The sequence below is a fragment of the Sinomonas sp. B1-1 genome, from assembly GCF_050474465.1.
GTDB classification, from domain to species: domain Bacteria; phylum Actinomycetota; class Actinomycetes; order Actinomycetales; family Micrococcaceae; genus Sinomonas; species Sinomonas flava.
In genome coordinates, this window is record NZ_JBCHVF010000011.1 from 32,560 (window position 1) to 53,956 (window position 21,397).

Here is a 21,397-nt window from a genome sequence, read left to right on the forward strand (position 1 = left end):
GTCACTTGCGCCGCCAGGTCCGGCTCGGCCGCCCTCGGGTCCCGTCAGTCATCTCCCCGGTAGCCCCAAGCCGAGGCTCCATGTAGCGCCGGAAAGTATCGCGCATAGGTTCCTCCCCCAGCACCGCTGCGTGCAGCGCCCGCAGCTGCGCGAGGGTGAACGGCTCATCGAGGAGCGCACCCGGGTCAGGCTCCGCCTGGTACTCGGCACGCACCGACTTCACCGCAGCGGCCACGATCTCGCCCTGCTCGTATGGAAGTCTCGCGAGAACCGAGCCATCGTCCGCCGGAGCCAGTCGCACGCCGTCGTGCGCCAACGACTCCCCCAGGACGGCGACCGGCACGACGTCCACGTGCGCCGCCGAGAGCACCCAGCCGCGAGGGTCGCGCGCCGGGTGGTCGAAGACCCGCAGCTGTCGAGGCGACCGCCCAACCACACCTGCCTTGTCACGCAGTGACCTCAGCACCGCGTCCGCCAAGGTCTCCCCCTCGTGGAGGAACGTTCCAGGCAGGGCGAGCTTTGGTTTCGACTCCGCTTCGCTCCGCTCAACCACCGCCGTTTCGCCCCGCTCGACCACCGTGGATTCACTGCCCTGAGCCAGCGGGACCAGAAGGACCTTCAGCTCGTTGTCCTCGACCGTCAGCACCGCCGTGTCCACCGCGACGCTCGGCCGCGGGTAGTCCTCCAGTCGCTTGCCGTGCTCGTCGCGCCACACCATGCGGACAAGAATAATCTCACTCTTGCGAAAAGTGCCAGCCGCCCCTACAGTCGGACTTAGCGCAGATCAGCGCAAAAGCTTCGGCCCCTGAGGAGGCGCCATGCAGTTCCCCGAGCTCCACATCGGCATCGGCCGGCCGTTCGGCCCGTTCACGATCTTCCCGGTCTGGTCCGACACTCCGGGCAACCTCGGCCTCACCACCGGCGCCCACGCCCAGCTCCAGGTCACCGAGCTCGCCACCGGCCCGCAGGTCACCCGCCTCACGGTCGCCAACACGGGCGCCAAGCCGGCCCTCCTGATCGAGGGCGAGCTCCTCGAAGGCGGCCACCAGCACCGGGTCGCCGCCGAGAGCCGCGTCGTCGCCCCCGGCGAGCGCGCCGACGTCCCCGCCTTCTGCGTCGAGCAGGGCCGCTGGGGCGGCCCGACCATGGCGCACGGCCGGCGGGCGCGCCGCGCTCCCCTGCACGTGCGGGCCGAGCTCGCGGGCCTGGGCGGGCTCGCCGCCTCCACCGGCGACGGCCATCGCCCCCTCCGCCCTGCCGACCAGGGCCGCGTGTGGCAGCGCGTCGGCCGGTTCGCCGCCGGGGCCAGCGCCACGGGCTCGCTCGTCGAGGCGTACGACGGTTTCGACTCCGCCGCCAGCCGTTTCGACTCCGCTTCGCTCCGCTCAACCCCCGGAGTGTTCGAGGGGCAGCGCGGCGTCGTCGTCGGTCTGGGCGGGCGCGCGCTCACGCTCGAGCTGTTCGGCACCTCTACCCTGTTTGCCCGGCATTGGGAGCAGTTCGCCGATGCGCTCCGCTTCGAGGCCGCGCACGCCCAGCTCCTCGGCGCCCAGCCCACGCCCGGTCAGGCCGCCCGCGACTTCGTGGCCGGGCTCGCCACGGACCCACGCCGCCTCTTCGCTGCACCGACCACCGCCCACGGCGCGGTCGCGAGCACCCCGGTGCGCGCCGCCGTCGGGCGCTACGCCTACAGCGGCCTGGCAGCGCAGCGCGCCGAGGGACCCGCGCAGTTCGCCCACCTCTCCGTCTGGGACGCGACACACCCGCTCGCCGCTCTCTGACCAGCCGCGCCGCCTGACCAACCTCGCTAGACCCGCACCCGAAGGAGTCCCCATGGACCTCACCCCGCTCCAGAACGACCGCGCCGCCGGCACCCTCGTCGCGATGGCCGCCGGCGACGCCCTCGGCGCCGGCTACGAGTTCGGCCCCGCCCTGCCGGACGGCACGCCCGTGGCGATGACCGGCGGCGGCCCGTTCGGCTTCGCCCCCGCCGAGTGGACCGACGACACCTCCATGGCCATCCCGCTCGCCGAGGCCCTCCTCGACCAGGCCGGCGCCGTCGCCGCCGGGCAGCCCGTGGAGTGGACCTCCGCGGCCCGCGCCTGGTCGGCCTGGGCGCGGGAGGCGAAGGACGTCGGGGCGCAGACCTCCGCGGTCATCGCCGCCGCCCAGACGTTGGTTGAGCGGAGCGCAGCGGAGTCGAAACCCACCGCTGCCGACTTCACCGCCGCCGCGGCGGACTTCCTCGCCCGCACCGGCCGCGGGGCCGGGAACGGATCGCTCATGCGGACCGCACCCGTCGCGCTGGCGTTCATCGGGCGGCCGGCGGAGGAGCTCGCGCGGGCGGCAGCGTCGGCGTCGGCCCTCACGCACGCCGACCCCGACGCCGTGGACGCGTGCGTGCTGTGGTGCGCCGCGATCCGGCACGCCGTCCTGACCAGGGAGCTCGACGTGCGAGTGGGGCTGCCGCTGGTTGATCCCGAGCGGCGGTCACTGTGGGAGGAGCGGATCGCGGTGGCGGAGGCGTCGCGCCCCCGAGACTTCCGGAACAACGGCTGGGTGGTCGAGGCGTTCCAGGGGGCGTGGAGCGCGATCGCCACGACGCGGTCGGCAGACGGGCCCGCGCACCTGCGGGCGGCGCTGGAGGACGCCGTACGCGGCGGGAACGACACCGACACCGTCGCGGCGATAGCCGGCGGGCTGCTCGGGGCGGCGTACGGGATCTCGGCGGTGCCGTTCGAGTGGCGCCGGCGGCTGCACGGCTGGCCGGGCATGACCGCGTTGGACCTGCAGCGGCTCGGCATGGAGCTGGCCCGCGGGGAGGGGCGAAGGCCTGACGCGTGGCCTGCGGCGACGCACTTCGACCACACGCCGTACGTGCCGTTGTCGGCGACTGACGTGGTCGAGCACCCGGCCGACCCGGGCGTGCTGCTCGGCGCAGCCCCGGCGCTGCAGCGGGAGGACTACGACGCCGTCGTGAGCCTATGCCGCGTTGGCACCGAGGATGCCCGCGTCCCGGCAGCCGACCACGCCAGGTTCTGGATCATCGACTCCGCGTGGCCCGAGTACAACGCCCACCTCGAGTTCGTGCTCCGCGACGCCGCCGACGCCGTCGCCACCTTCCGCGCGGAGGGCAAGCGTGTGCTCCTGCACTGCGTGCGGATGGAGTCGCGGACGCCGACCGTCGCGGCGCTGTACGGGGCAAAGGTGCGGGGCGTTTCCGGGCTCGAGGCGCTCGAAGAGGTGCGGTCCGTGCTGCCGGCGGCGTCGCCGAACCGGGCGTTCATGGAGGTGCTCCGGCGCGCGTAGGCGTTGGGGCCCAGAAATGTCGGAAGGAGGAGATAGGAGTATGGCTATGAGCACCGCTACCGATCTGAGCACCGCCCCTGAGCTGACAGTGCAGCAGCGCAACCAGCAGATGGTCGAGCGCTACGCTGCCGGCGAGACCCTCGAGTCCATCGGTTCGAGCTTCGGGGTCACCCGCGAACGCGTTCGCCAGATCGTCTCGAAGCTGGGCGGAACGAGCGCCGAGGAGTCCCGCAAGAATCGTCTTGCAGCGCGCGAGTCCGCCAGCGCGGCCGCCCGGGCCGCCTTCCTGCTCGAGTATGGGCAACTGGCGCGGCGGATCGCGGCCACCGGTGCTCCACGGGCGATTGCCGTAGAGCGAATCCGCGCCCTCTACCCCTCGGTCGACGCAGGTGTGGCCGAGGAAGCGCTCCGCGAATCGGACATCGTCTTCGACAAGCTCGAAGGCGAGAACATCTTCTCCGACGAGGTCGTCGCCGCCGGGGTCTGGTACCTGCTGGGATCGGATCTGGGCCTCGGCCCGGATCTGGACGGCGCGGCGGCGGAACTTCCGCTTGAGGTCATCACGGACCTGAAGGACGTGCTTGCGGCGGCGTCCGTGGAACCGGACGACATTGCCACAATCCTCGGCGTGATCGCGGCCGCGCAGGAGCACGTGGCCCAGCATCCGGAGGCCACCATCACGGGCCAACGGTATGGGGCGCTGCGAGACGAGCTCATCCCGGTCCTCGGCCTGGAGTCACGGAAGGGTGCGACGCCTTGGCCTCCAACGCGGCAGACCATCCAGAAGCGCTTTGGCGGCTGGAACGACGGGCTCGCGGCCATCGGCCTCGGCACGAGTGCGCGCGGGCGTTCCAAGGGCCTCCTGAAGTTCACCGAGGACGACTACCGGGAAGCAATGAACGACTTCGTCGCCGACCCCGACCGGAAGAGGACCGTGGAGAGCTACCACGAGTGGGTCGTTATGGAAGGAGATGTGGGCCGGACGCGCCCCTCGGTCGCTTCGATCCGCAACGTATTCGGCAGCTGGGGCGATGCGGTGCGGGCTGGTCTCGCGGCCGGCCGCCCCGGCCTGTGAGACCAGGAGGAGCAATGCCATCTGGAGACGAACTCGAGGTCCTCGTCGACCTGCGCCGGATTCATCGCCAGTGGGTAGCCAGTCTGGGGACGGACGGCCTTCGCAAGGCTGCCAATCGCTCGCGCTACCGGGATTCGTGGGCTGATCCGGATTGGGCGGCGGCCACGCCGGACATGGAAGACGCATTTGGGGAGCGCGTCGCGGGCCTGCAGGCCACTCTGGATGCGTTGCTGACGGATTTCACCTTGGGGGTCTCGGCTTGTCGCATTAACGAGGACACCGAGCCAAGGCCGCCGGGCTACGGTCCGACCCGGCTTGAAGTCGAGCGAAATGCGAAACGACGCATCGATGGCTTGAGTTTCTTCATCACGGCACGAGGAAAAATGGCTGAGGCGCTCTTTCTTGAGCACGAGCCCAGCCATCAATTCTTCGTCAGAGACGAGCAGCAGTGGACGCGCTTGCCGGAAGGGCTCGCACATGTTGTACGACACATCGGCCTCGTGGAAGTCACCGTCGACGCCGTAACTGTCTGGGACGCGGACTACTCAGGGGGATATGCCTACCTCGGTGAATTCGCGCCCCTTCGGCTGCATCCCGCTGACACAACACGATGGTGGTGAACATGTCCACGGACCTTAGTCGTCGTGATACGAAAGCACCATGACATCCGGCCACGTCTTCGTCCTGCGCGCGAATTTGCTGCATCTCAATGCCGACGCTTGGATGCTGCCCACCGACTACCTGCTGAGCATCCGCGACTCGTGGATCGGCGACGATACTGAGCTCCGGGCCCGAGCGAAGAACGCGAAGCCCGAAGATTTTGGCACCAGCGGCGCCTTGGCGTTTGCGGTCCCGCCCCGAAGCCACCAAGACCCGCTGCCTGTAGCGACAGCCGTTCCCTCGGACAACCGCTGGACTACGGCGGTCATCAATGAGCGGGTTCATGCGTTTGCCGACGTCGCGCTCCGGGAGGTCGGACCGTCCAAGGGTTACCGCCCGCGTCCTCTTCTTGCCCTCCCCTTCCTCGGGAGCGCGGGTGGATCGGCTCAGGACCTGACCGCCCAAATGACCGCGCTGCTCAACGCGACCCGTGAGGTGGCGAGCAGGCAGCAGGTCGACGTAGCCGTCGTCGTGCGCGATCATGCGGCCTACACCCTCGCGCAGAGGCTGCGCCGATCCGACACAAGCAGCTGGTGGCGCGGACTGGGGGACGAGCTGCGAGCCAAGGCCGAAGATCTCGGAGTCAAGGCCCGGGCTGGACGGGTTGTGCCGTTCCTCGGCGCCGGGGTGAGCATGAGCGCCGGGGCGCCCTCGTGGAAGGAACTGCTCACGGAGCTCGCCCAGCGCTTGGGGCTGTCCACCACGCAGACCGAGCAGCTGGAAGATCTGAGCCTCCTCGACCAGGCGAGCCTGCTCGAGACGCTTTACACGGAGCAGGCCATCGAGCCGGGCTTCCGGAAGAGCATCGCCGACCGGGTCAACCTGCCTCGCTACGGCCTCGCGCCGGCACTCTTGGCGTCGCTGCCCTCCGAGGGTGCGATCACCCTGAACTACGACAACCTCTTTGAACGCGCCTGCGAGGATGCAAAGGCGCCGCGCTTCGTGATCCCCCGCCAGACCGGCACCGGGCGTTGGCTGCTCAAGCTGCACGGCGACGCCGCAGATCCGCGCACGATCGTCCTGACCCGGGATGACTACCTCGGCTTCAACGCCAACCGCGAAGCCCTCTCCTCGCTGGTCAAGGCGCACCTCATGACGCACCACCTGTTGTTCGTGGGCTTCGGCTTGGGCGACGACCACTTCCACGAGATCGTCCACGCAGTCCGACGCGCCCTGCCCGAGGGCGCGCGGGACGTCATGGGCACTGCGCTCATGGTGGGGACGAACAGCCTGCAGGCGAAGGCGTGGGAGGGCCGCCTCGCTGTGGTGTCGATGGCGGATGAGGAAGCGGGGGATGTCGACCTCGGCGAGGCTGCCCACCGCCTCGAATTATTCCTAGACGCGATGATGGCGCACGCGACTCAGGAGCACACCTACCTGCTGGCGGACAAGTACGGCGCGAGCCTCGAAGCGCGGGACCAGAAGCTACGGGCCGACCTGCTGGACCTCGTCGCGGAGCACGACGGTCACGGCGGCCCGGTATGGGAGCGCGTGCGCGAGGCTCTCGAAGGACTGGGACTCTCGCCGAAGGCCTGAGAAAGCCAGGAATAGTCGTCACCCAGATGTCCTCCGCGAAATGGCGGCAGGTCAGGCTTTCATCATCTTCGAGGTCACCAGTTGTCAGAATCTCAAGTTTGTGAACGGCAGCGCGCCGTGCTCGTCATAGAAGTCCTGCAACAGGCCCTTTCAAATGCATCCACCTCGCTTTTCCAGAGGAAGCCAGGCCAAAACGTTCGAAAAAGGCACAGCGGGTTGCCAGATGCACTGTCCCTCCCCAGCGTCCAACACCGCCTCCTCGTCCAAACCGCAACAACTCGTGGGTCCGCTTGCGCAAGCCACGGTCAGGGGAATTCTGTGCCGCCTTACCGAAATAGAGCACATCCGCGTTGTCGACCCGCCGCGACGCGAGAATATCTAGCCTGGCCGAGGGGTCTTTTGCCCTTAAACCTTCCACCTGCACTGTTCTCGACCGGAGTTTAATCGCCCGAGGCCAACGCCTGTAAACCGCGGGAGGCGTGGGCGCACCGGAAAAGTCAATGTCGGCCTGTGGAACAAAGTCCCAGAAACCCCGACCTAGGAGGTCTTCGATAATCCCGACCCTCACCGTCTTCCTCATTTTGCACTCCTTCGTGCATCCATTGCCATACGAACGGCCATAGATACACGGCAATGCGGCCAGAAGAGAAGTTGGAGCCCCAGCTTGCGAGCACGTCGGTCAGGTCGTCGATACGAAATATCCCCCGGCCTCCCGGAAACCGGCACTACACTTCGCGGTATGAGAGAACCGTCTGAGTACGAGCTTGAGGCATGGCGCAACGTTCAGAATTTCACGGGGCGCCCCATGTCGAGGGCCGTTAGCAGTGCCAGTGAAAAGGCTGCTGCCGGCGCGGCCGCGTTCGGTAGGCGTGCGACCGAGTTCCTTAAGGACCGCCCACGAGCTCAGGCCATCGTGTCCCGGGGACAGTCGGTCGCGGCCAAAGGCACCCAGGCGGTCGGTGACGGTGCCCGCAAGATAGCAGACGCTGTTCCAGAAGGGCTCACCGACTGGGGCGGCGATGCTCTTCAGTCCATCCGGCAGACCGTCGGACGTGTCTCGCGAGCGGGGCTCTCAGCGGCGCGGGTGGTCCGGCAGCATCAGAAACGTGGCCATGAGGTGGCGTCGCTATCCGACCTGCGGCGCTTGGACCTTGAACTTATTGATTCCGTGCGCGGGCGTGGGGCGAGCTGGTACTACCCAGCTGCCGCGGCCGTCTCGGGAGCTGGCGCCGGACTGTTGATCTCGGGCGGAGAACTGGCCGTCCCTGTTAGTGGAGGTGTCGCGGCCGCCCCTTCGGCGGCAGCAGTCATGGGGGCGATGACGGGTGACGCCGCCCTGGTTCTTGGGCTGGCATCTCGCTCAGTCGGCCATGTCTCACTGCTCTATGGCTATGATCCAGATGAACCAGCGGAGAAGCTGTTCGTGATGACGGTCGTCAACGCCGGGACGGCCGCCTCCGCGGGCGCTAAGACCGCCGCGATGGCTGACATCTCCCGGCTCACGCAAGCCCTGGTCCGAGGCAAGTCCTGGGCAACATTGGAGAAGTCGATTGTCGCGCAGGTGTCAAAGCAGTTCGCGAAGGCCTTCGGTGTCCGCTTCACCAAGCAGTCGCTCGGCAAAGTCGTGCCCGTTGCCGGCATAGCGCTCGGCGGCGCGTTCAACTGGGCCACCCTCGAGCGCATCGTCGACGCTGCGGACGTGGCTTACCGACGGCGTTTCCTCCTCGAAAAGTACCCGCGGCTCGCTATGGAAGAGGAGACCGTCGACGTGGTTGAAGATGCGGAGTGCGAGGACATGGACCAGTCTGACGAAGAGATCAGCGTTCTGGACGAACTCACAGAGGCAGGCGGCCCGGAACTGAAGTGACGCCCAGCGAATACCCGTTACGGCACAATGGATGAATCCACTCGTGGTTGGTCGCATGGACCGAATAAGTTCGTTTGCGAGGCTGGAGTTCCGTCGATCGATGGCGCATTAGCTCCCGGATAGGCGAGCACCTCGGCCTCGCCCGGCCGCCCTGGCGATGCCCTGTCCTACGAGGGTTCAGGACCACGGATAGGCCGCCGCCAGCCTTCTTGATCTCGGTCTTGACAAGATGCGAGACCGGGACGAGCCGGGGGTGGCCGAGAATTGTCCGCGCATCCTGGCGCAGTATCGCTCCAAGCAGACTTGAGCCTTCGAGATCCGCCCGACACCGATGGACGCGACCTGTCCCGATCTCTACCTCTTCCAGCTGATGATCACGCGTTTGCCGGCCGTCCTAATATGAGGGTGACGCCGAATTTCCCCAACGCCCCCCGCGTACGCGAGGACAGCGGCCCATAGAGCTGTCGTGAACAGTTTGTCTATTAGGGAGTGCCACCAGACAAACCAGCCCGTTAGTGCGAGGGTCACCTCGAAGCCCTCCATGACAAGGGACACGACTAGGAGTGCGAGTGCGGCGATCGCCAAGGTCAGCTGAAGTGGTCGGGACGCGATATATGCGGCACGTCCGAACCTGCCCAGCACATGGATCCTGCCGGTCCGACTCTCCGTTCCGTCCTTCGAGAGCTCGCGGGCCGGGTGGGCTTCCATCGTGCATAGCAGCAACTCGCGAGAGTCGGCATTCGACTGCTTGTAGGGGCTGTTCGCTGCGTGGATGTTCAGCGCGACCAAAGCACGTTCCGTCGCTTCCTCGAGGCGGTCGATATCCTCTGACCGAACACGAAGGTCCACCCGGCTCTTTTGCACCGTAATGATGCCCCAGCACTCCTCGATCCCATCGTGAAGTGGAATAATCTGACTTGGACTAAGCGCCGTCAAGGGAAGACCGTGCTTCACCTGGGAAAGGAGTACGAGCGTATTGGCGGCCAGCAGCACCCTGTTACCATCGCGGGCGTCCTCACCGATCAGACGTTCAACGACTGCCAGAGCCTCTTCATGACGCAGCCCCTCGGCTCGATTCCCCTTCGTTGCTTGGTCGATCAGGGACGCCAGCAATCCATCCTCAAGTGGATGCTCGGGATACCACACAGATGATGCCACAAGGTCCCGAACGAATCGCACCGATTCAGCCGTTGACGGAGCCGACTGAGGCTTGCCATCAATGGGACGTACTTCAACGACAAGTTGGACAAGAGTTCGCAATTCTTCTCCTTCTTCTGCGCCCGATCTAGATATACCACGAGGGACGAGATGCGTGGGGAAACCAAAATGCAAGCCACTGCACCCTCATCCCGGCGGAACACTCATCTCGCGGGCCGGAAACGCGGAAGCGCCATGGGCCTCCACCCCTCGCCGCGCGGTGTCGTCCCCGCTGATAAATCCGACATTCTGCATATCAATCCGCCTCAAACGGATATTGGACCCCACCCAGCCCCACCCATAGCCTCACAGAGCAGACCAAGCCGGGGGATGCCGTCGTCCTCCGTGCACGCACCAGTGAGGAGTCGACGATGACTACGCGGACCCTGAGCGTCCAGGACGCCATGGACACAACGCCGATGGGCGCGAGGCGGTGGGCCGTGGTGGCCTTCTGCTTCGTGATCGCGCTGCTGGACGGGTTCGACACGCAGTCGATCGCGTTCATCGGCACCGCGATCGCCGACGAGTTCAAGCTCAGCGCCACCGACATGACCTGGGTGATCACAGCGAGCACCGTCGGCATGGCGCTCGGCGCGATGACGCTCGGAACTTTCGGCGACCGGATCGGCCGCAAGCGCACGATCCTCCTGGCGCTGGCCGTGTTCGGCGCCTTCTCGCTCGCCGGCGCGTTCGCGACCGCCGCGTGGCAGGTCGTGGTGCTGCGTTTCCTCATCGGCCTCGGCATGGGCGGCGCCACCCCGGCCCTCCTCGCCCTCACCGCCGAGTACAGCCCGCGCAAGCGCCGCGGCACCCTCATGACCCTCGTGCTCCTCGGCCTCCCGGGCGGGGCGATGATCGGCGGCCTAGTCGCCGCGGCCTGGCTGCCCGCCGTCGGCTGGCGCGGGATCTTCCTCATCGGCGGGGCGCTGCCGGTCGTCCTCCTTCTCGGCGCCCTCGCCGTCCTGCCCGAGTCCCCCGCCTACCTCGTCGCAAAGGGCACCGAGGACGCCCTCTCCCGCGCCCGCACCCTCATCACCCGCGCGACCGGCCAGACCATCGCCGGCGGCACCGTCCTCACCGTCGAGGACGCCGGCGAGAAGCGCGGCTCCGTCGCGGCCCTCTTCTCCCCCGCCTACCGCACCGTCACCGTCGCCGTCTGGGCCACGTACCTGTTCAACTGGATCGCCTGGTTCCTCCTCCTGCTCTGGATGCCGACCGCGCTCAAGACCCTCGGCCTCGACGCCGGCACCGCCGCCCTCGGCACCGTCACCGTCAACGCCGCGTTCATCGTCTTCGCCATCCCGCTCTCCGCGGTCCTGCCCCGCGTCAACGCCCGCACCCTCCTGCTGGGCATGTTCGGCGCGGGCATCCTCATCGCCCTCGGCCTCGGCGCCGCGGGCACCCAGTGGGGCCTCGTGTTCACGCTCATAGGCCTCGCCGGCTTCGGCATCGGCGGCCAGCAGCTCGCCCTCAACTATCTCATCGCCAACGCCTACCCCACCCAGCTGCGCGCGACCGCGACCGGCTGGGGCATCGGCGTCGGCCGCCTCGGCTCGATCGTCGGCTCCGCGCTCGGCGGCGTGCTCCTCACCGGCCTGGGCCCGTCGGGCTACTTCGCCGCCCTCGCGGTGCCGCTCGTGGTCGCCGCGCTCGCGACGCTCCTGGTGAAGCCCGCCCGCGCGGAGGCCCCCGACGGCGAGCTCGAGGCGGTCGCCACGGGCTACTGACCCGGCGCCTCGGTGAGGTGAGCGGACGACGGCGGGTGCGCACCCGCCGTCGTCCGCTTGCCTCAGTGACGCGCCGAAGGCAGGACTCCCGCCAGCACCGGCACCCGTTCCCGCACCGCACGCACCTCGGCAACGTCCAGGACCTGTACCAGTAGCCCGGGCTCATGCCCGAGCCGGCCGCGCACCCGCCCCAGCGGGTCGATAGCGCAGGACCGGCCGAGGCCGAGCGGGTCGGCCCCGCGAGGCGGCACCCAGGCCTGGTCGCACGCGACGAGCCACGCCTGCGCATCGGTGGCCCGTGCACGCGTGAGCAGGTCCCACTGCTCGGCCTTCCCCGGCCCGTCCCCCCAGGAGGCAGGCACGCAGACAAGTTCGGCTCCCGCCCTGCCGAGCGCGGTGAATTGGTCCGCGAACCGCAGGTCGAAGCAGGTGGCGAGTCCGACCGTCACTCCCCCGAGCCGGAAGGTCACGAGGTCGCTCCCGGGCGCCACGGTATCGGACTCGCGCGATCCGAACGCGTCGAACAGGTGGATCTTCCGGTAGGCGGCCTCGGCCCCCCGGCCGGTGGCGAGGAGCGTGTTGTGGACCCGACCGTCGCCGCTGGGCTCGAACATCCCGAGCACGACGGCAACCCCGCTGGCCTCGGCGATCTCGCGCACCCGGTCGGCGAACGGCCCATCAAGCGGCTCGGCGGCGCGAGCGAGGACCTCCCCGAAGGGGACCATGGCGGCCTCGGGGAACACCACCAGGTCGGCGCCCGCATCCGCGGCACGCACGGTGAGCTTCGCGACCGCGTCCAGATTGGCGGTCTTGTCGGTGCCGGCAGCAAACTGTGCCGCGGCGACAGTCAGGTTGTTCGATGGAATCATTGAGTCCTCCACGGTATATACGTTGTATGCGAACTTCTTCTGGACGGGACAAGGCGTACGGGCATCTCCGCCGACTGCTCCTGGGCGACGCCGCTCTCGCGGGGACGTTCATCAACGAGCAGGAAGTGGCCTCCGAGCTGGGCATCTCCCGCACCCCGGTGCGCGAGGCGCTTCTGCTGCTGTCCGCGGAGAACCTCGTGCAGCTCGTCCCCAATCGGGGCGCTCTCGTACCGCCGCTCACCCCGGAGCTGATCAGCAATATCCTCGAGGTCCGAACCGTCCTCGAGGCCTGGGCCGTCCGAGAGGCAGTCGCGCGGGGGGTCGAGAAGGAGACAGCGGCTGCGATGCGCGAGTGCCTCGACGAGCAGAAGCGCCTCATCAACGGCGGCACGTTCGCCGAGTTCATTGCCGCCGACCGCGACTTCCACACCCGGCTCATCCGCGCGATGCACAACCCCGTGCTCGAGCAGCTGTACGAGTCGGTCCGAGCCCGCCACGTGGTCATCGGCGTCTCGGCCCTCGAGCGCAGCTCGCACCGCCGCGAGGAGGTGCTGGCCGAGCACACCACGATTGTCGACGCCCTCGAGTCGGGCGACGTGGAGCGTGCTGAGAAGGCAGTGGCGCACCACCTCGATGCGACCCGCCGCATGCTGGTGATCTAGCGGAAGGCATAGCGCACGACGGCGGCGCGCGGCCGCCGTCGTGTGCCGCTTGCCTCAGCGGGCGGCGGAGCTGTCCGCAGGGACGGAAGGTACAACGTCGACGTCGTCGACCACCTTGCGGCCCATCGCGAGGCCAACCACGGTGACGATGGCCGCGAACAGCACGTACCCGGCGATCGTGTAGCCGTTGGGCGCCATCGCGATCAGCACAGCGAAGACGCTGGGGGCGAAGCCGCCGCCGATGATCCCCGCGAAGGTGTAGGCCAGCGAGGACCCGGTGTAGCGGAGCCGTGCGTGGAACTGCTCGGCGATGTGCGCCGCCTGCGGCGCGTACATGAACGAGTGGCACACGAGGCCCAGGACCACGCCGACCAGGCCGAGCCCGAACGAACGGGTCTGGGTCATGGCGATGAAGATGAACGTCCATGCGCCACCGGCCAGGGCCGCGATGCCGTAGAGCCACTTGCGGTTGACCCGGTCGGAGAGCCAGCCTGCGAACGGCATAGTGACGACCTGGAGCGCGCCAGCCACCATGGTGCAGGTGAGGGCCTCCGAGTCGCTGAGCTTGTTGGGCCCGGTCTTGAGCCAGACGAGCACGAACACTGCGAAGAACGCGTACAGCACGTCGGGACCGACGCGGCAGAGGATCGCTCCGGTGAGCGCGCGCCCCTGGGTGCGGAACACCTCGGTGACGGGAGCCTTGGCGGCCTCTCCCCGCTCGAGCAGCCGCTGGAACACCGGCGTCTCCTCAAGAGTGTGGCGGATCCACAGGCCGAACCCGACCAGAACGATCGAGAACCCGAAGGCGAGCCGCCAGCCCCAGGACTGGAAGTCCGCAGCAGGCATGCTCGCGGTCATGATGATGAGCACGAGGTTGGCCAGGACCGAGCCGAGCGGCACGCCGACCTGGGCGGCCGAAGCCCAGAGCCCCCGCTCGCCTGGCTTGCTGAACTCGCTCGAGAGCAGGACGGCGCCGCCCCACTCGCCGCCCACGCCAACGCCCTGAAGGAAGCGCAGGAGCACGAGCAGCGCGGGCCCCCATAGGCCTGCCTGGGCATAGGTGGGCAGGAAGGCGATGCCGAAGGTCGCCGCACCGATGAGCACGAGCGTCCACACGAGCACGCGCTTGCGGCCGATCCGGTCGCCCAGCCGGCCGAAGACGATTCCGCCGATGGGGCGCGAGATGTACCCAGCCGCGTACGTGAGGAAGGCCTTGATGGTGGCCATCGCCGGGTCGTCGTCGGGGAAGAAGAGCTTGTTGAAGACAACCGCCGTCGCGGCGCCGTAGAGGGCGAAGTCGTACCATTCGAGCGCCGTGCCGCTGAGGCTGGCGGTGAAGGCCTTGTAGAGGGTGCGCCGCTCGACCGGGGCCGATGGGGTCTGCGCGTGACTGCTCATATGACGCTTGTCTCCTTTCAGGGTTAGCCCCATACTCGTTGTATACACGATGTCTACGCAACCCCTTGGGAGAAAATGATGGCACTAATCCGTCTTGACGTTGTCGGAAGCGGTCCCCGGGAAATCCCGATCAGCTATGTCCTCAACGGCGGCTACGCCGGGCGCGACACCGCCCAGGTCCAGCACCACGTCGACGAGCTGGCCGAGCTCGGGGTGCCTGCGCCGACCACGATCCCGACCCTGTACCCGCTCTCGGCGACCCAGGCCACCCAGGCGGGGAGCACGCAGGTGCAGCACGGCCGGACGTCCGGGGAGGCAGAGTGGGCGCTAATCGTCGGCGACGGCCCTGACGATCTCCTCGTGACCGCGGCGTGCGACCACACCGACCGCGACCTCGAGGTGCATTCCGTCGCGTGGAGCAAGCAGGCGGGCCCTGACGTCCTGGGCGACGTCGCGTGGCGGCTCTCCGATGTCGAGGACGCTCTTGACGGCTTCTCCCTGCGCGCGTGGGTGACGCACGACGGCGCCGAGACGCTCATCCAGGACGGCTCGCCCTCGCAGCTGCTCCCGCCGCGCTACTGGGCGGATCGGCTCGATGAAGCCGGGCTGCTCCGGCCCGGCACGGTGGTAATGAGCGGGACCATCCCCATGGTCCCCGGCGTGGACCAGTTCGCGGACGGGTGGCGCGTGGAACTCGCGGACGGCGAAGGGAACGTCAGCCGGGTCGCGTACGAGGTGGAGATGCTTCCGGCAGCCTGGGAATAGAGGCTTCAACAGGGAGCGGCCGGACGACAGGCCACTGACCCCGGCACCTCGGCCAGGTGAGCGGACGACGGCGGGTGCGCACCCGCCGTCGTCCGCTCACCTGCATCGTTTGGTCAGCGCGGCAACGCTACGCGTGCCAGCGCACGGCACTCACGACGGACTCGGCCAGCCGCTCGACCATGCGCTCGACGGTTTCGAGATGGCCGAAGCGGCGGAAGACCTCGAGCTGTCGCGCCACCACCTCCCCGATGTCCGCGCCGGCCACCGCGCCGTCATTCTCGGCTGACCTCTCCGGTTCGCCGTATTCGGTTCTTTGCGGGAGTGCTTCCCGGGCGGCGACAAGCCGTTGCCAGAGACGCGATAGCCTGCCACAGGACTGTGGGGAAGGAATGCGCGTGGTGGACTTTTTGAGCGGCTTCAACGGCGAGGCCCTGACGAATCTGGCGTGGGGTGCTGCGATCGTTGCCGCGGTGCTGCTGGCTCTCTGGCGGTACTGGCGCGTCGATCTGGCAGCCTTCGGCGCTGTTCTCGTCTTCGGGTTCGCGAATGCCGTGGCCGCCGTCTACGTCCTGTTCCATCTCGGCGAGGGACGCTGGGGCGGCGACACCCATGAGCGCCTTGTCGCTCCCTCGCTGGCCGGCATTCCCATGGTTGGCCAGTTCCTGGAACCCATCGACGGCCTCCTCAGCGGGCTGGCCGACGGGGTGAACGAATTCAACAATGTGCAGGCTGCGCTTCCGGTGGCTGGGGGTTTCCTCGCCTCCGCCGGCTGGGCGTTCGCCCTCGCCGTACCGCTGAGCCTCATCGCGATGGTGGTGAGCTTCTTCGCGGCCCGACAGCGCCAGCGGGCGTTCAGGCGGGTGACCCAGCAGGTCCACGAACTCACTGCCGAAGTTGCCGAGCTCAAGCGTTTGGTCGGTGATCCGGTCCGGGTGTAGCCCCGGGGCATGATCGCGTCGGGAAGGGACGGCCCCCACGATGTGGCCGGCGGCGCCCCTCACAATAAAGTTTGCGAGCGTCTGCGGAGGCTGGCTTAGGCCGCCGCGAGTCTCGATAGGGACATTCGGGCACGGCGGACAAATCCAAACTAATGGTTGCCGTCTCCTCGAGCGGCAGCCGACGCCTCTGAAGCTTAGGACCTTCTCCTCTACCGCGGGAGGACTCTATTCCCAAGTTGCAAGATCTTGCATCATGTGCAAGAAGGCCAGCATGCAACTTCGGCTCGGCGCTTACGAGGAGGCTGAATCTAGCGCGTCAAAGACGTGTATTATCTGGTTACGGGCGATGACGCCCGTGACGCTATTGGGGGAAGCGATCATGCTTGTATCTCGGCTGGCCTATGCGCCGCCTTCTGCAGCCTGCGTTCTATGCCTTTCCCCCTCTATGTGCGTCAATCCACGCACCCACCCCGCACGCTCCACTCGCACGTCGGTGAGGTGTCCTATGAAAGGACTCTCATGAGCCATCCGAATCTCGCGCCCTACCCTCCAAGCCCCGGCTATGGCGGCCCCCTCAAGAGCAGCAAGTCATTCCTTGTGACCTGGCTGCTATCGCTCCTCCTGGGCGTCTTCGGCGTTGACCGGTTCTATCTGGGAAAGGTCGGGACCGGCATCCTGAAGCTGGTTACGTTCGGCGGCTTTGGCATCTGGGCCCTTGTCGACCTGATTCTCGTGCTCGCAAACAAGACGCGGGACAAGCAGGGGATGCCTCTTGAGGGCTATGACAGGCACAAGAAGGTGGCGCTGATCGTCACAGCGGTCTTCATCCTGCTCGGAATTATCCTCAATGCGACTCGAGCTGCCGCGACGCCGTCAACCTCGCCCAGCGCTTCTACGTCAAAGGCGACGACTGCGACCACCGCTGCTGCTGCCACACCGACACCTTCCAAGGATCCGGCGGTGGCGGCTGCTGAAGCCCAGGCCTCGGCCAAGGCCAAGGCGGACGCGGACGCTGCCGCCAAGGCCAAGGCAGATGCCGATGCGGCGGCCAAGGCGAAGGCCGACGCAGATGCGGCAGCGAAGGCAGCCGCTGACGCTGCCGCCAAGGCTGGCACAATCAGTCAGCAGAATGCGCTGCGGAAGGCCAAGAGCTATCTCGACTACAGCGCGTTCTCGCGTACCGGACTGATCGGTCAGCTGGAGTTCGAGAAGTACTCGACCGCCGACGCGACGTGGGCGGTGGACCATGTGACTGTCGACTGGAACGAGCAGGCCGCGAAGAAGGCGAAGGACTACCTCAAGTTCACCTCGTTCTCCCATTCCGGACTCGTCGACCAGCTGATCTTCGAGGGCTTCACGCCAGAGCAGGCTGAGTACGGGGCAACCAAGACCGGTCTTTAGACTCATCTCACAATTCTGATGCTCCGGCTCGTCTGAGCCGGAGCATCAGATGTGAAATCGGCTATGCCGTCTCAACAAGGCCGACCCGACCATCACTATGGGGGAAATTGTGATGAGGCGAATCAATCATCATCACGGTCGGCATTTACAGTTCCGGGTCATACCACAGGTGACACGCTGGAAGATCGCGAACATGGTCTACGCCAACTGACGCCACACTATTGACCCCTTCCGATCAAGGACATTTGGTGAAGAAGTTCATTTGCGCTGCCCTGATGATGCTGACGCTCTCGGGGTGCGGCGGCGCCACGGCCGCTGCTCCCGCGGTCACCGAAACCGTGACGGTCCCTGGACCCACCGTAACGGTGACGGTTACCGCTGCTCCCGCGCCCACCCCAGCCCCGTCGACAAGTCCGGCGAAGGCGGCAACATCGACCACACCGGCGAAACCGGCGACGGCTGTCATACCCTCCGACATCGTCGGAATGAACGCTGAAGCTCTGGACGACGACCTCAAGGCCTTGGGCTTCACGAAGGTCGTCTACAACTCGGACACCGGCAAGACCGTGCTCCTGCTGAGCAACTGGACAGTCACCGGGATCGACAATCCCGGCACCACCCAATCCACCGACAGGGCCGTTGTCGTGCACGTCACCAAGTAATGGGGCATCCGGTGCCCTGACTATCGCCGGCGCACTTATGTCCTGGCTGCTTGGATCCGTTCTGGCATTCAGCATCCCCGCCCGCCAACAGCTACCACAACAGAGGACCGTGCTGTCGCCGCTGCTGCCTTCGAACTCATCACCGGCGCGCTCAGCGAGAACCCCGACCGGCTCGGAAGGCAGCTCCCAGAACTGTTCTTCCCCCCGTTTCCGCGGAACGGCAAACGGACGACGGCGGGTGGGCACCCGCCGTCGTCCGTCCCCCCAACCTTCAGAAACCGACGTTGGCGCGGCCCTTGAGCTGCAGGATCTCGCGGGCCTCGTCCGGGGTCGCGACCTCGAGGTTGAGCGCCTCGAGGATCACCCGCGCGCGCGAGACCTGCTCGGCGTTGGACTTCGCGAGCTGGCCCGGGCCGATCCACAGCGAGTCCTCGAGGCCCACGCGGACGTGGGAGCCCATGGCCGCCCCCATCGTGGCCAGAGGCATCTGGTTCCGGCCGGCGCCGAGGATCGACCACTCGTAGTCGGCGCCCAGGAGCCGGTCCGCGGTGCGCCGCATGTGCATGAGGTCCTCGGGATGCGCGCCGATGCCGCCGAGCAGCCCGAAGACCGACTGCACGAACAGCGGTCCCCTGGCCAAGCCGCGCGCGTGGAAGTGGGCCAGGTTGTTCAGGTGGGAGATGTCGTAGCACTCGAACTCGAAGCGCGTCCCGTTGGCGTTGCCGATCCCCAGGATCGTCTCGATGTCCGCGAACGTGTTCTTGAACACCAGGTCCCGGGACTTCTCGAGCGACTCGCGCTCCCACTCGTGCTCGAACTCGGCGAACCGGTCCAGCATCGGGTACAGGCCGAAGTTCATCGACCCCATGTTCAGGCTGGCGAGCTCCGGCTTGAACGCAGCCACCGGCCGCATCCGCTCCTCGACCGTCATGTGCGGCGATCCGCCCGTGGTGATGTTGATGACCACGTCGCTGTTCGCGGTGACCTTCTCCAGGATCGGCTCGAAGTGCCGCGGATCCTGGGACGGCCGCCCATCCTTCGGGTCACGCGCGTGGAGATGCACGACGGCGGCGCCCGCCTCGGCCGCTCCGATCGCCGCCTCCGCGATCTCCTCCGGGCTGACGGGAAGGTGCGGCGACATCGAGGGCGTGTGGATCGCGCCCGTGACGGCCGACGTGATGATGACCTTGCGCTTGAGCGACATGTCCAGTGCCTCCTAGTAGAGCTTCTCGGTGTTGCCGTCAACGGCCATGGCCTGGCCGTTGACGTTCTTGGCCAGCGGGCCGGCGAGGAACACGGCCATGTTGGCGATGTCCTCGGCGTCCACGAGCCGATTCAGGGACGACTGGCCGTGGTAGAGGTCCGAGACCTCCTGCACCGGGCGGCCCAGCATCGCCGCCTTGGCATCGATGACCGCGCTGATGCGGGGACCGTTCACCGCTCCCGGGCAGATGGCGTTGACGCGGATGCCTTCGGCCCCGAGCTCGATCGCGAGGGTCTTGGTCAGGCCCACCACGGCCCACTTGGACGCCGAGTAGGGGCTGCGGCCGGCCATCCCGAGCCGTCCGGCGGCGGAGGAGAGGTTGACAATCGTAGGCTCGTCCGCCTGCCGGAGCAGGGGCAGCGCGTGCTTGACGGCGTAGAACTGGCCGTGGACATTGACGTCGAACGTCTTCCTCCAAGCGTCGCCGTCGAGCTGATCGATGGGGCCGGTGGGGCCGGCAATCCCGGCGTTGTTGACGAGGACGTCCAGTCCGCCGAGCGCGGCGTCGACCTCCTCCATGAGCTCCGCGACCTGAGCCTCAACCGAGACGTCGCTGACTCGTGCAGAGAACCCGGAGCTGCTCGCCCGATCGACGGCGTCCGGGTCGACGTCCGTCACGAAGACGGATGCTCCGAGGTCCTTGAACCGGGAGGCGATGGCCAGGCCGATGCCGGCTGCGCCGGCGGTGACGAGGACCTTGCGGCCGGAATAGTCGAGACCGTTGCGCATGGCTTCTGCTCCTCTAGTGGGCTGCCGGGGCGGATGCGGAGGAATCTTCGGTGCCCCGCTTGAGGAAGCGCGTCAGGACGGCGCCGATCGCGCACAGCGCGACGATGAACCAGAGGCCGGAGAGCTTCGATCCGGTGAGGTCCTCCGTGATCCCCATGACGTAGGGGCCGAGGAATCCGCCGAACAGGCCGATCGTGTTCACGAACGCGAGGCCTCCGGCCAGCGCCGCCCCCGTGAGCCGAGTGGCGGGGTAGGTGAAGAGGATCGGCTGGAGGGCGAAGAAGTTGAACGCCGCGAGGCAGAATCCGATCATGCCCAGCACCGGGCCGCCGACGGCCCCGAGCACGAAGCCGGCGACAATGCCGATCATCGTCGCGGTCGCGATGGCGCGCGACCGCGAGCCGTTCGTCGCCAGTCGCGGCAGCACCAGTGCGCCGACGGCCGAGAAGATCCAGGGAACCGACGTGAGGAGGCCGATCTGGAACGGGCTGAGCTTGCCGTACGAGCCGATGATGGACGGGAGGAAGAAGCTGAGCGCGTACACCGCGATCTGGTGCGTGAAGTAGATCCCGACCACCAGGAGGATCTGCTTGTCCTTGAGGACGTGGCGCAGCTTCGAGTTGCCCGCGGCCGCCGCGCCCTGGCGCTCCTCCGCGGCGATCCGGGCCTCGAGGTCCTCGGCCTCGTCGCGTGTCAGGAACGTGGCCTCGGTCGGCCTGTTGGGCAGGAACTTCCAGACCGCGATCGCCAGCAGGCAGGAGGGCACGCCCTCGACGATGAACATCCACTGCCAGCCGTGCAGGCCGCCGACGCCGTCAAGCATGAGCAGGAGGCCGCCCAGCGGCGCACCGACGATGTTCGCAAGGGAGACTCCGAGCAGGAACAGGCCGTTCGCCTTGGCCCGGTCCTTGACCACAAACCACTGGGTCAGGAAGTACATCACCCCGGGGAACAGCCCGGCCTCGGCGATGCCGAGCAGCATCCGCAGGATGTAGAAGGACCACTCGCCGTTCACAAGCGCCATGGCGGCCGAGATCACGCCCCACGTCACCATGATGCGCATGATCCAGAACCGGGCGCCCACCTTGTGCATGATGAGGTTCGAGGGGATCTCGGACAGCGCATACGTCAGGAAGAAGAGCCCCGCACCGATGCCGTAGGCAGCCGCGCTGATGCCCAGGTCGATCGCGAGGCGGTCCTTGGCCATCCCGATGTTGGTGCGGTCAAGGAACGCCAGCACGTAGGCGCCAATGAGCAGCGGCATGACGCGCCGGAAGATGAGCTTGTTGACTGCCTCTTTCGACCGTTGAGCGGTCGTCTGAACCGATGAGGACATGG

20 protein-coding genes are annotated in these 21,397 nt (G+C 67.4%); 12 read left to right on the plus strand and 8 right to left on the minus strand.

Features of this window, described 5'->3' with window-relative positions:
• Nucleotide 1 precedes the first annotated feature (1 nt).
• Nucleotides 2–718, minus strand: a complete 717-nt coding sequence (locus ACQ5BE_RS14645) for an NUDIX hydrolase (protein ID WP_430297734.1) — start codon at nucleotides 716–718, stop codon at nucleotides 2–4.
• A 100-nt stretch (nucleotides 719–818) separates the two neighbouring features.
• Here ACQ5BE_RS14645 and ACQ5BE_RS14650 point away from each other — a divergent pair, with 100 nt between their 5' ends.
• The 6 genes from ACQ5BE_RS14650 to ACQ5BE_RS14675 all read left to right on the plus strand — a co-directional run bounded on the left by ACQ5BE_RS14650 (nucleotide 819) and on the right by ACQ5BE_RS14675 (nucleotide 8,447).
• The gene (locus ACQ5BE_RS14650; protein ID WP_430297736.1) at nucleotides 819–1,781 is read left to right on the plus strand and encodes an ARPP-1 family domain-containing protein; all 963 of its coding nucleotides are present in this window, start codon (nucleotides 819–821) and stop codon (nucleotides 1,779–1,781) included.
• 52 nt (nucleotides 1,782–1,833) lie between these two features.
• The gene (locus ACQ5BE_RS14655) at nucleotides 1,834–3,309 is read left to right on the plus strand and encodes an ADP-ribosylglycohydrolase family protein (RefSeq protein ID WP_430297737.1); all 1,476 of its coding nucleotides are present in this window, start codon (nucleotides 1,834–1,836) and stop codon (nucleotides 3,307–3,309) included.
• Nucleotides 3,310–3,355: 46 nt separating this feature from the next.
• The gene (locus ACQ5BE_RS14660; protein WP_430297739.1) at nucleotides 3,356–4,384 is read left to right on the plus strand and encodes a sigma factor-like helix-turn-helix DNA-binding protein; all 1,029 of its coding nucleotides are present in this window, start codon (nucleotides 3,356–3,358) and stop codon (nucleotides 4,382–4,384) included.
• Nucleotides 4,385–4,398: 14 nt separating this feature from the next.
• Complete coding sequence (locus ACQ5BE_RS14665; RefSeq protein ID WP_430297741.1) at nucleotides 4,399–5,004, plus strand: hypothetical protein; 606 nt, start codon at nucleotides 4,399–4,401, stop codon at nucleotides 5,002–5,004.
• Between the two features lie 40 nt (nucleotides 5,005–5,044).
• A complete protein-coding gene (locus tag ACQ5BE_RS14670; protein WP_430297742.1) occupies nucleotides 5,045–6,580 on the plus strand; it encodes an SIR2 family protein in 1,536 nt (511 codons plus the stop codon).
• A 739-nt stretch (nucleotides 6,581–7,319) separates the two neighbouring features.
• Entirely contained in the window at nucleotides 7,320–8,447 is a 1,128-nt protein-coding gene (locus ACQ5BE_RS14675) for an EcsC family protein (RefSeq protein ID WP_430297744.1), read from the plus strand.
• A gap of 354 nt (nucleotides 8,448–8,801) precedes the next feature.
• On the opposite strand, the gene ACQ5BE_RS14680 is transcribed toward ACQ5BE_RS14675, so the two are convergent.
• Complete coding sequence (locus tag ACQ5BE_RS14680) at nucleotides 8,802–9,707, minus strand: hypothetical protein (RefSeq protein ID WP_430297746.1); 906 nt, start codon at nucleotides 9,705–9,707, stop codon at nucleotides 8,802–8,804.
• A 308-nt stretch (nucleotides 9,708–10,015) separates the two neighbouring features.
• Here ACQ5BE_RS14680 and ACQ5BE_RS14685 point away from each other — a divergent pair, with 308 nt between their 5' ends.
• Nucleotides 10,016–11,371, plus strand: coding sequence for an MFS transporter (locus ACQ5BE_RS14685; protein ID WP_430297748.1), 1,356 nt, complete (start codon nucleotides 10,016–10,018; stop codon nucleotides 11,369–11,371).
• Nucleotides 11,372–11,433: 62 nt separating this feature from the next.
• Here the strand turns inward: ACQ5BE_RS14685 and ACQ5BE_RS14690 are convergent, their stop codons facing one another.
• Complete coding sequence (locus tag ACQ5BE_RS14690) at nucleotides 11,434–12,240, minus strand: carbon-nitrogen hydrolase family protein (RefSeq protein WP_430297749.1); 807 nt, start codon at nucleotides 12,238–12,240, stop codon at nucleotides 11,434–11,436.
• 26 nt (nucleotides 12,241–12,266) lie between these two features.
• Between ACQ5BE_RS14690 and ACQ5BE_RS14695 the strand changes: the two genes are divergently transcribed.
• Nucleotides 12,267–12,902: a GntR family transcriptional regulator gene (locus ACQ5BE_RS14695; protein WP_344299402.1), complete on the plus strand. Its 636-nt coding sequence runs from the start codon at nucleotides 12,267–12,269 to the stop codon at nucleotides 12,900–12,902.
• A gap of 54 nt (nucleotides 12,903–12,956) precedes the next feature.
• On the opposite strand, the gene ACQ5BE_RS14700 is transcribed toward ACQ5BE_RS14695, so the two are convergent.
• Nucleotides 12,957–14,300, minus strand: a complete 1,344-nt coding sequence (locus tag ACQ5BE_RS14700) for an MFS transporter (protein WP_344299400.1) — start codon at nucleotides 14,298–14,300, stop codon at nucleotides 12,957–12,959.
• Nucleotides 14,301–14,378: 78 nt separating this feature from the next.
• Here ACQ5BE_RS14700 and ACQ5BE_RS14705 point away from each other — a divergent pair, with 78 nt between their 5' ends.
• Nucleotides 14,379–15,065, plus strand: coding sequence for a DUF2848 domain-containing protein (locus ACQ5BE_RS14705; RefSeq protein WP_430297752.1), 687 nt, complete (start codon nucleotides 14,379–14,381; stop codon nucleotides 15,063–15,065).
• Nucleotides 15,066–15,192: 127 nt separating this feature from the next.
• Here the strand turns inward: ACQ5BE_RS14705 and ACQ5BE_RS14710 are convergent, their stop codons facing one another.
• Complete coding sequence (locus ACQ5BE_RS14710) at nucleotides 15,193–15,330, minus strand: hypothetical protein (protein ID WP_430297753.1); 138 nt, start codon at nucleotides 15,328–15,330, stop codon at nucleotides 15,193–15,195.
• Between the two features lie 133 nt (nucleotides 15,331–15,463).
• Between ACQ5BE_RS14710 and ACQ5BE_RS14715 the strand changes: the two genes are divergently transcribed.
• The 3 genes from ACQ5BE_RS14715 (at nucleotide 15,464) to ACQ5BE_RS14725 (ending at nucleotide 18,066) form a co-directional block, all read left to right on the plus strand.
• Complete coding sequence (locus ACQ5BE_RS14715) at nucleotides 15,464–16,003, plus strand: hypothetical protein (RefSeq protein ID WP_430297755.1); 540 nt, start codon at nucleotides 15,464–15,466, stop codon at nucleotides 16,001–16,003.
• A 519-nt stretch (nucleotides 16,004–16,522) separates the two neighbouring features.
• Nucleotides 16,523–17,404, plus strand: coding sequence for an Ltp family lipoprotein (locus tag ACQ5BE_RS14720; RefSeq protein ID WP_430297756.1), 882 nt, complete (start codon nucleotides 16,523–16,525; stop codon nucleotides 17,402–17,404).
• Between the two features lie 248 nt (nucleotides 17,405–17,652).
• The gene (locus tag ACQ5BE_RS14725) at nucleotides 17,653–18,066 is read left to right on the plus strand and encodes a hypothetical protein (protein WP_430297757.1); all 414 of its coding nucleotides are present in this window, start codon (nucleotides 17,653–17,655) and stop codon (nucleotides 18,064–18,066) included.
• Nucleotides 18,067–18,337: 271 nt separating this feature from the next.
• Here the strand turns inward: ACQ5BE_RS14725 and ACQ5BE_RS14730 are convergent, their stop codons facing one another.
• From ACQ5BE_RS14730 to ACQ5BE_RS14740, 3 genes are read right to left on the minus strand one after another with little or no spacing between them, the layout of a single operon-like run.
• Nucleotides 18,338–19,270, minus strand: a complete 933-nt coding sequence (locus ACQ5BE_RS14730; RefSeq protein ID WP_430297758.1) for a 3-keto-5-aminohexanoate cleavage protein — start codon at nucleotides 19,268–19,270, stop codon at nucleotides 18,338–18,340.
• Nucleotides 19,271–19,282: 12 nt separating this feature from the next.
• Nucleotides 19,283–20,059, minus strand: coding sequence for an SDR family oxidoreductase (locus ACQ5BE_RS14735; protein ID WP_430297759.1), 777 nt, complete (start codon nucleotides 20,057–20,059; stop codon nucleotides 19,283–19,285).
• 13 nt (nucleotides 20,060–20,072) lie between these two features.
• On the minus strand, nucleotides 20,073–21,395 hold the full coding sequence (locus tag ACQ5BE_RS14740; RefSeq protein WP_430297760.1) for an MFS transporter: 1,323 nt from the start codon (nucleotides 21,393–21,395) through the stop codon (nucleotides 20,073–20,075).
• Nucleotides 21,396–21,397 lie beyond the last annotated feature (2 nt).

Bases quoted from the DNA above. Each gene is read 5' to 3' on its own strand.
- ACQ5BE_RS14645 (WP_430297734.1), bottom strand. From the start codon at position 718: ATGGTGTGGCGCGACGAGCACGGCAAGCGACTGGAGGACTACCCGCGG.
- ACQ5BE_RS14650 (WP_430297736.1), top strand. From the start codon at position 819: ATGCAGTTCCCCGAGCTCCACATCGGCATCGGCCGGCCGTTCGGCCCG.
- ACQ5BE_RS14655 (WP_430297737.1), top strand. From the start codon at position 1,834: ATGGACCTCACCCCGCTCCAGAACGACCGCGCCGCCGGCACCCTCGTC.
- ACQ5BE_RS14660 (WP_430297739.1), top strand. From the start codon at position 3,356: ATGAGCACCGCTACCGATCTGAGCACCGCCCCTGAGCTGACAGTGCAG.
- ACQ5BE_RS14665 (WP_430297741.1), top strand. From the start codon at position 4,399: ATGCCATCTGGAGACGAACTCGAGGTCCTCGTCGACCTGCGCCGGATT.
- ACQ5BE_RS14670 (WP_430297742.1), top strand. From the start codon at position 5,045: ATGACATCCGGCCACGTCTTCGTCCTGCGCGCGAATTTGCTGCATCTC.
- ACQ5BE_RS14675 (WP_430297744.1), top strand. From the start codon at position 7,320: ATGAGAGAACCGTCTGAGTACGAGCTTGAGGCATGGCGCAACGTTCAG.
- ACQ5BE_RS14685 (WP_430297748.1), top strand. From the start codon at position 10,016: ATGACTACGCGGACCCTGAGCGTCCAGGACGCCATGGACACAACGCCG.
- ACQ5BE_RS14690 (WP_430297749.1), bottom strand. From the start codon at position 12,240: ATGATTCCATCGAACAACCTGACTGTCGCCGCGGCACAGTTTGCTGCC.
- ACQ5BE_RS14695 (WP_344299402.1), top strand. From the start codon at position 12,267: ATGCGAACTTCTTCTGGACGGGACAAGGCGTACGGGCATCTCCGCCGA.
- ACQ5BE_RS14700 (WP_344299400.1), bottom strand. From the start codon at position 14,300: ATGAGCAGTCACGCGCAGACCCCATCGGCCCCGGTCGAGCGGCGCACC.
- ACQ5BE_RS14705 (WP_430297752.1), top strand. From the start codon at position 14,379: ATGGCACTAATCCGTCTTGACGTTGTCGGAAGCGGTCCCCGGGAAATC.
- ACQ5BE_RS14720 (WP_430297756.1), top strand. From the start codon at position 16,523: ATGAGCCATCCGAATCTCGCGCCCTACCCTCCAAGCCCCGGCTATGGC.
- ACQ5BE_RS14730 (WP_430297758.1), bottom strand. From the start codon at position 19,270: ATGTCGCTCAAGCGCAAGGTCATCATCACGTCGGCCGTCACGGGCGCG.
- ACQ5BE_RS14735 (WP_430297759.1), bottom strand. From the start codon at position 20,059: ATGCGCAACGGTCTCGACTATTCCGGCCGCAAGGTCCTCGTCACCGCC.
- ACQ5BE_RS14740 (WP_430297760.1), bottom strand. From the start codon at position 21,395: ATGTCCTCATCGGTTCAGACGACCGCTCAACGGTCGAAAGAGGCAGTC.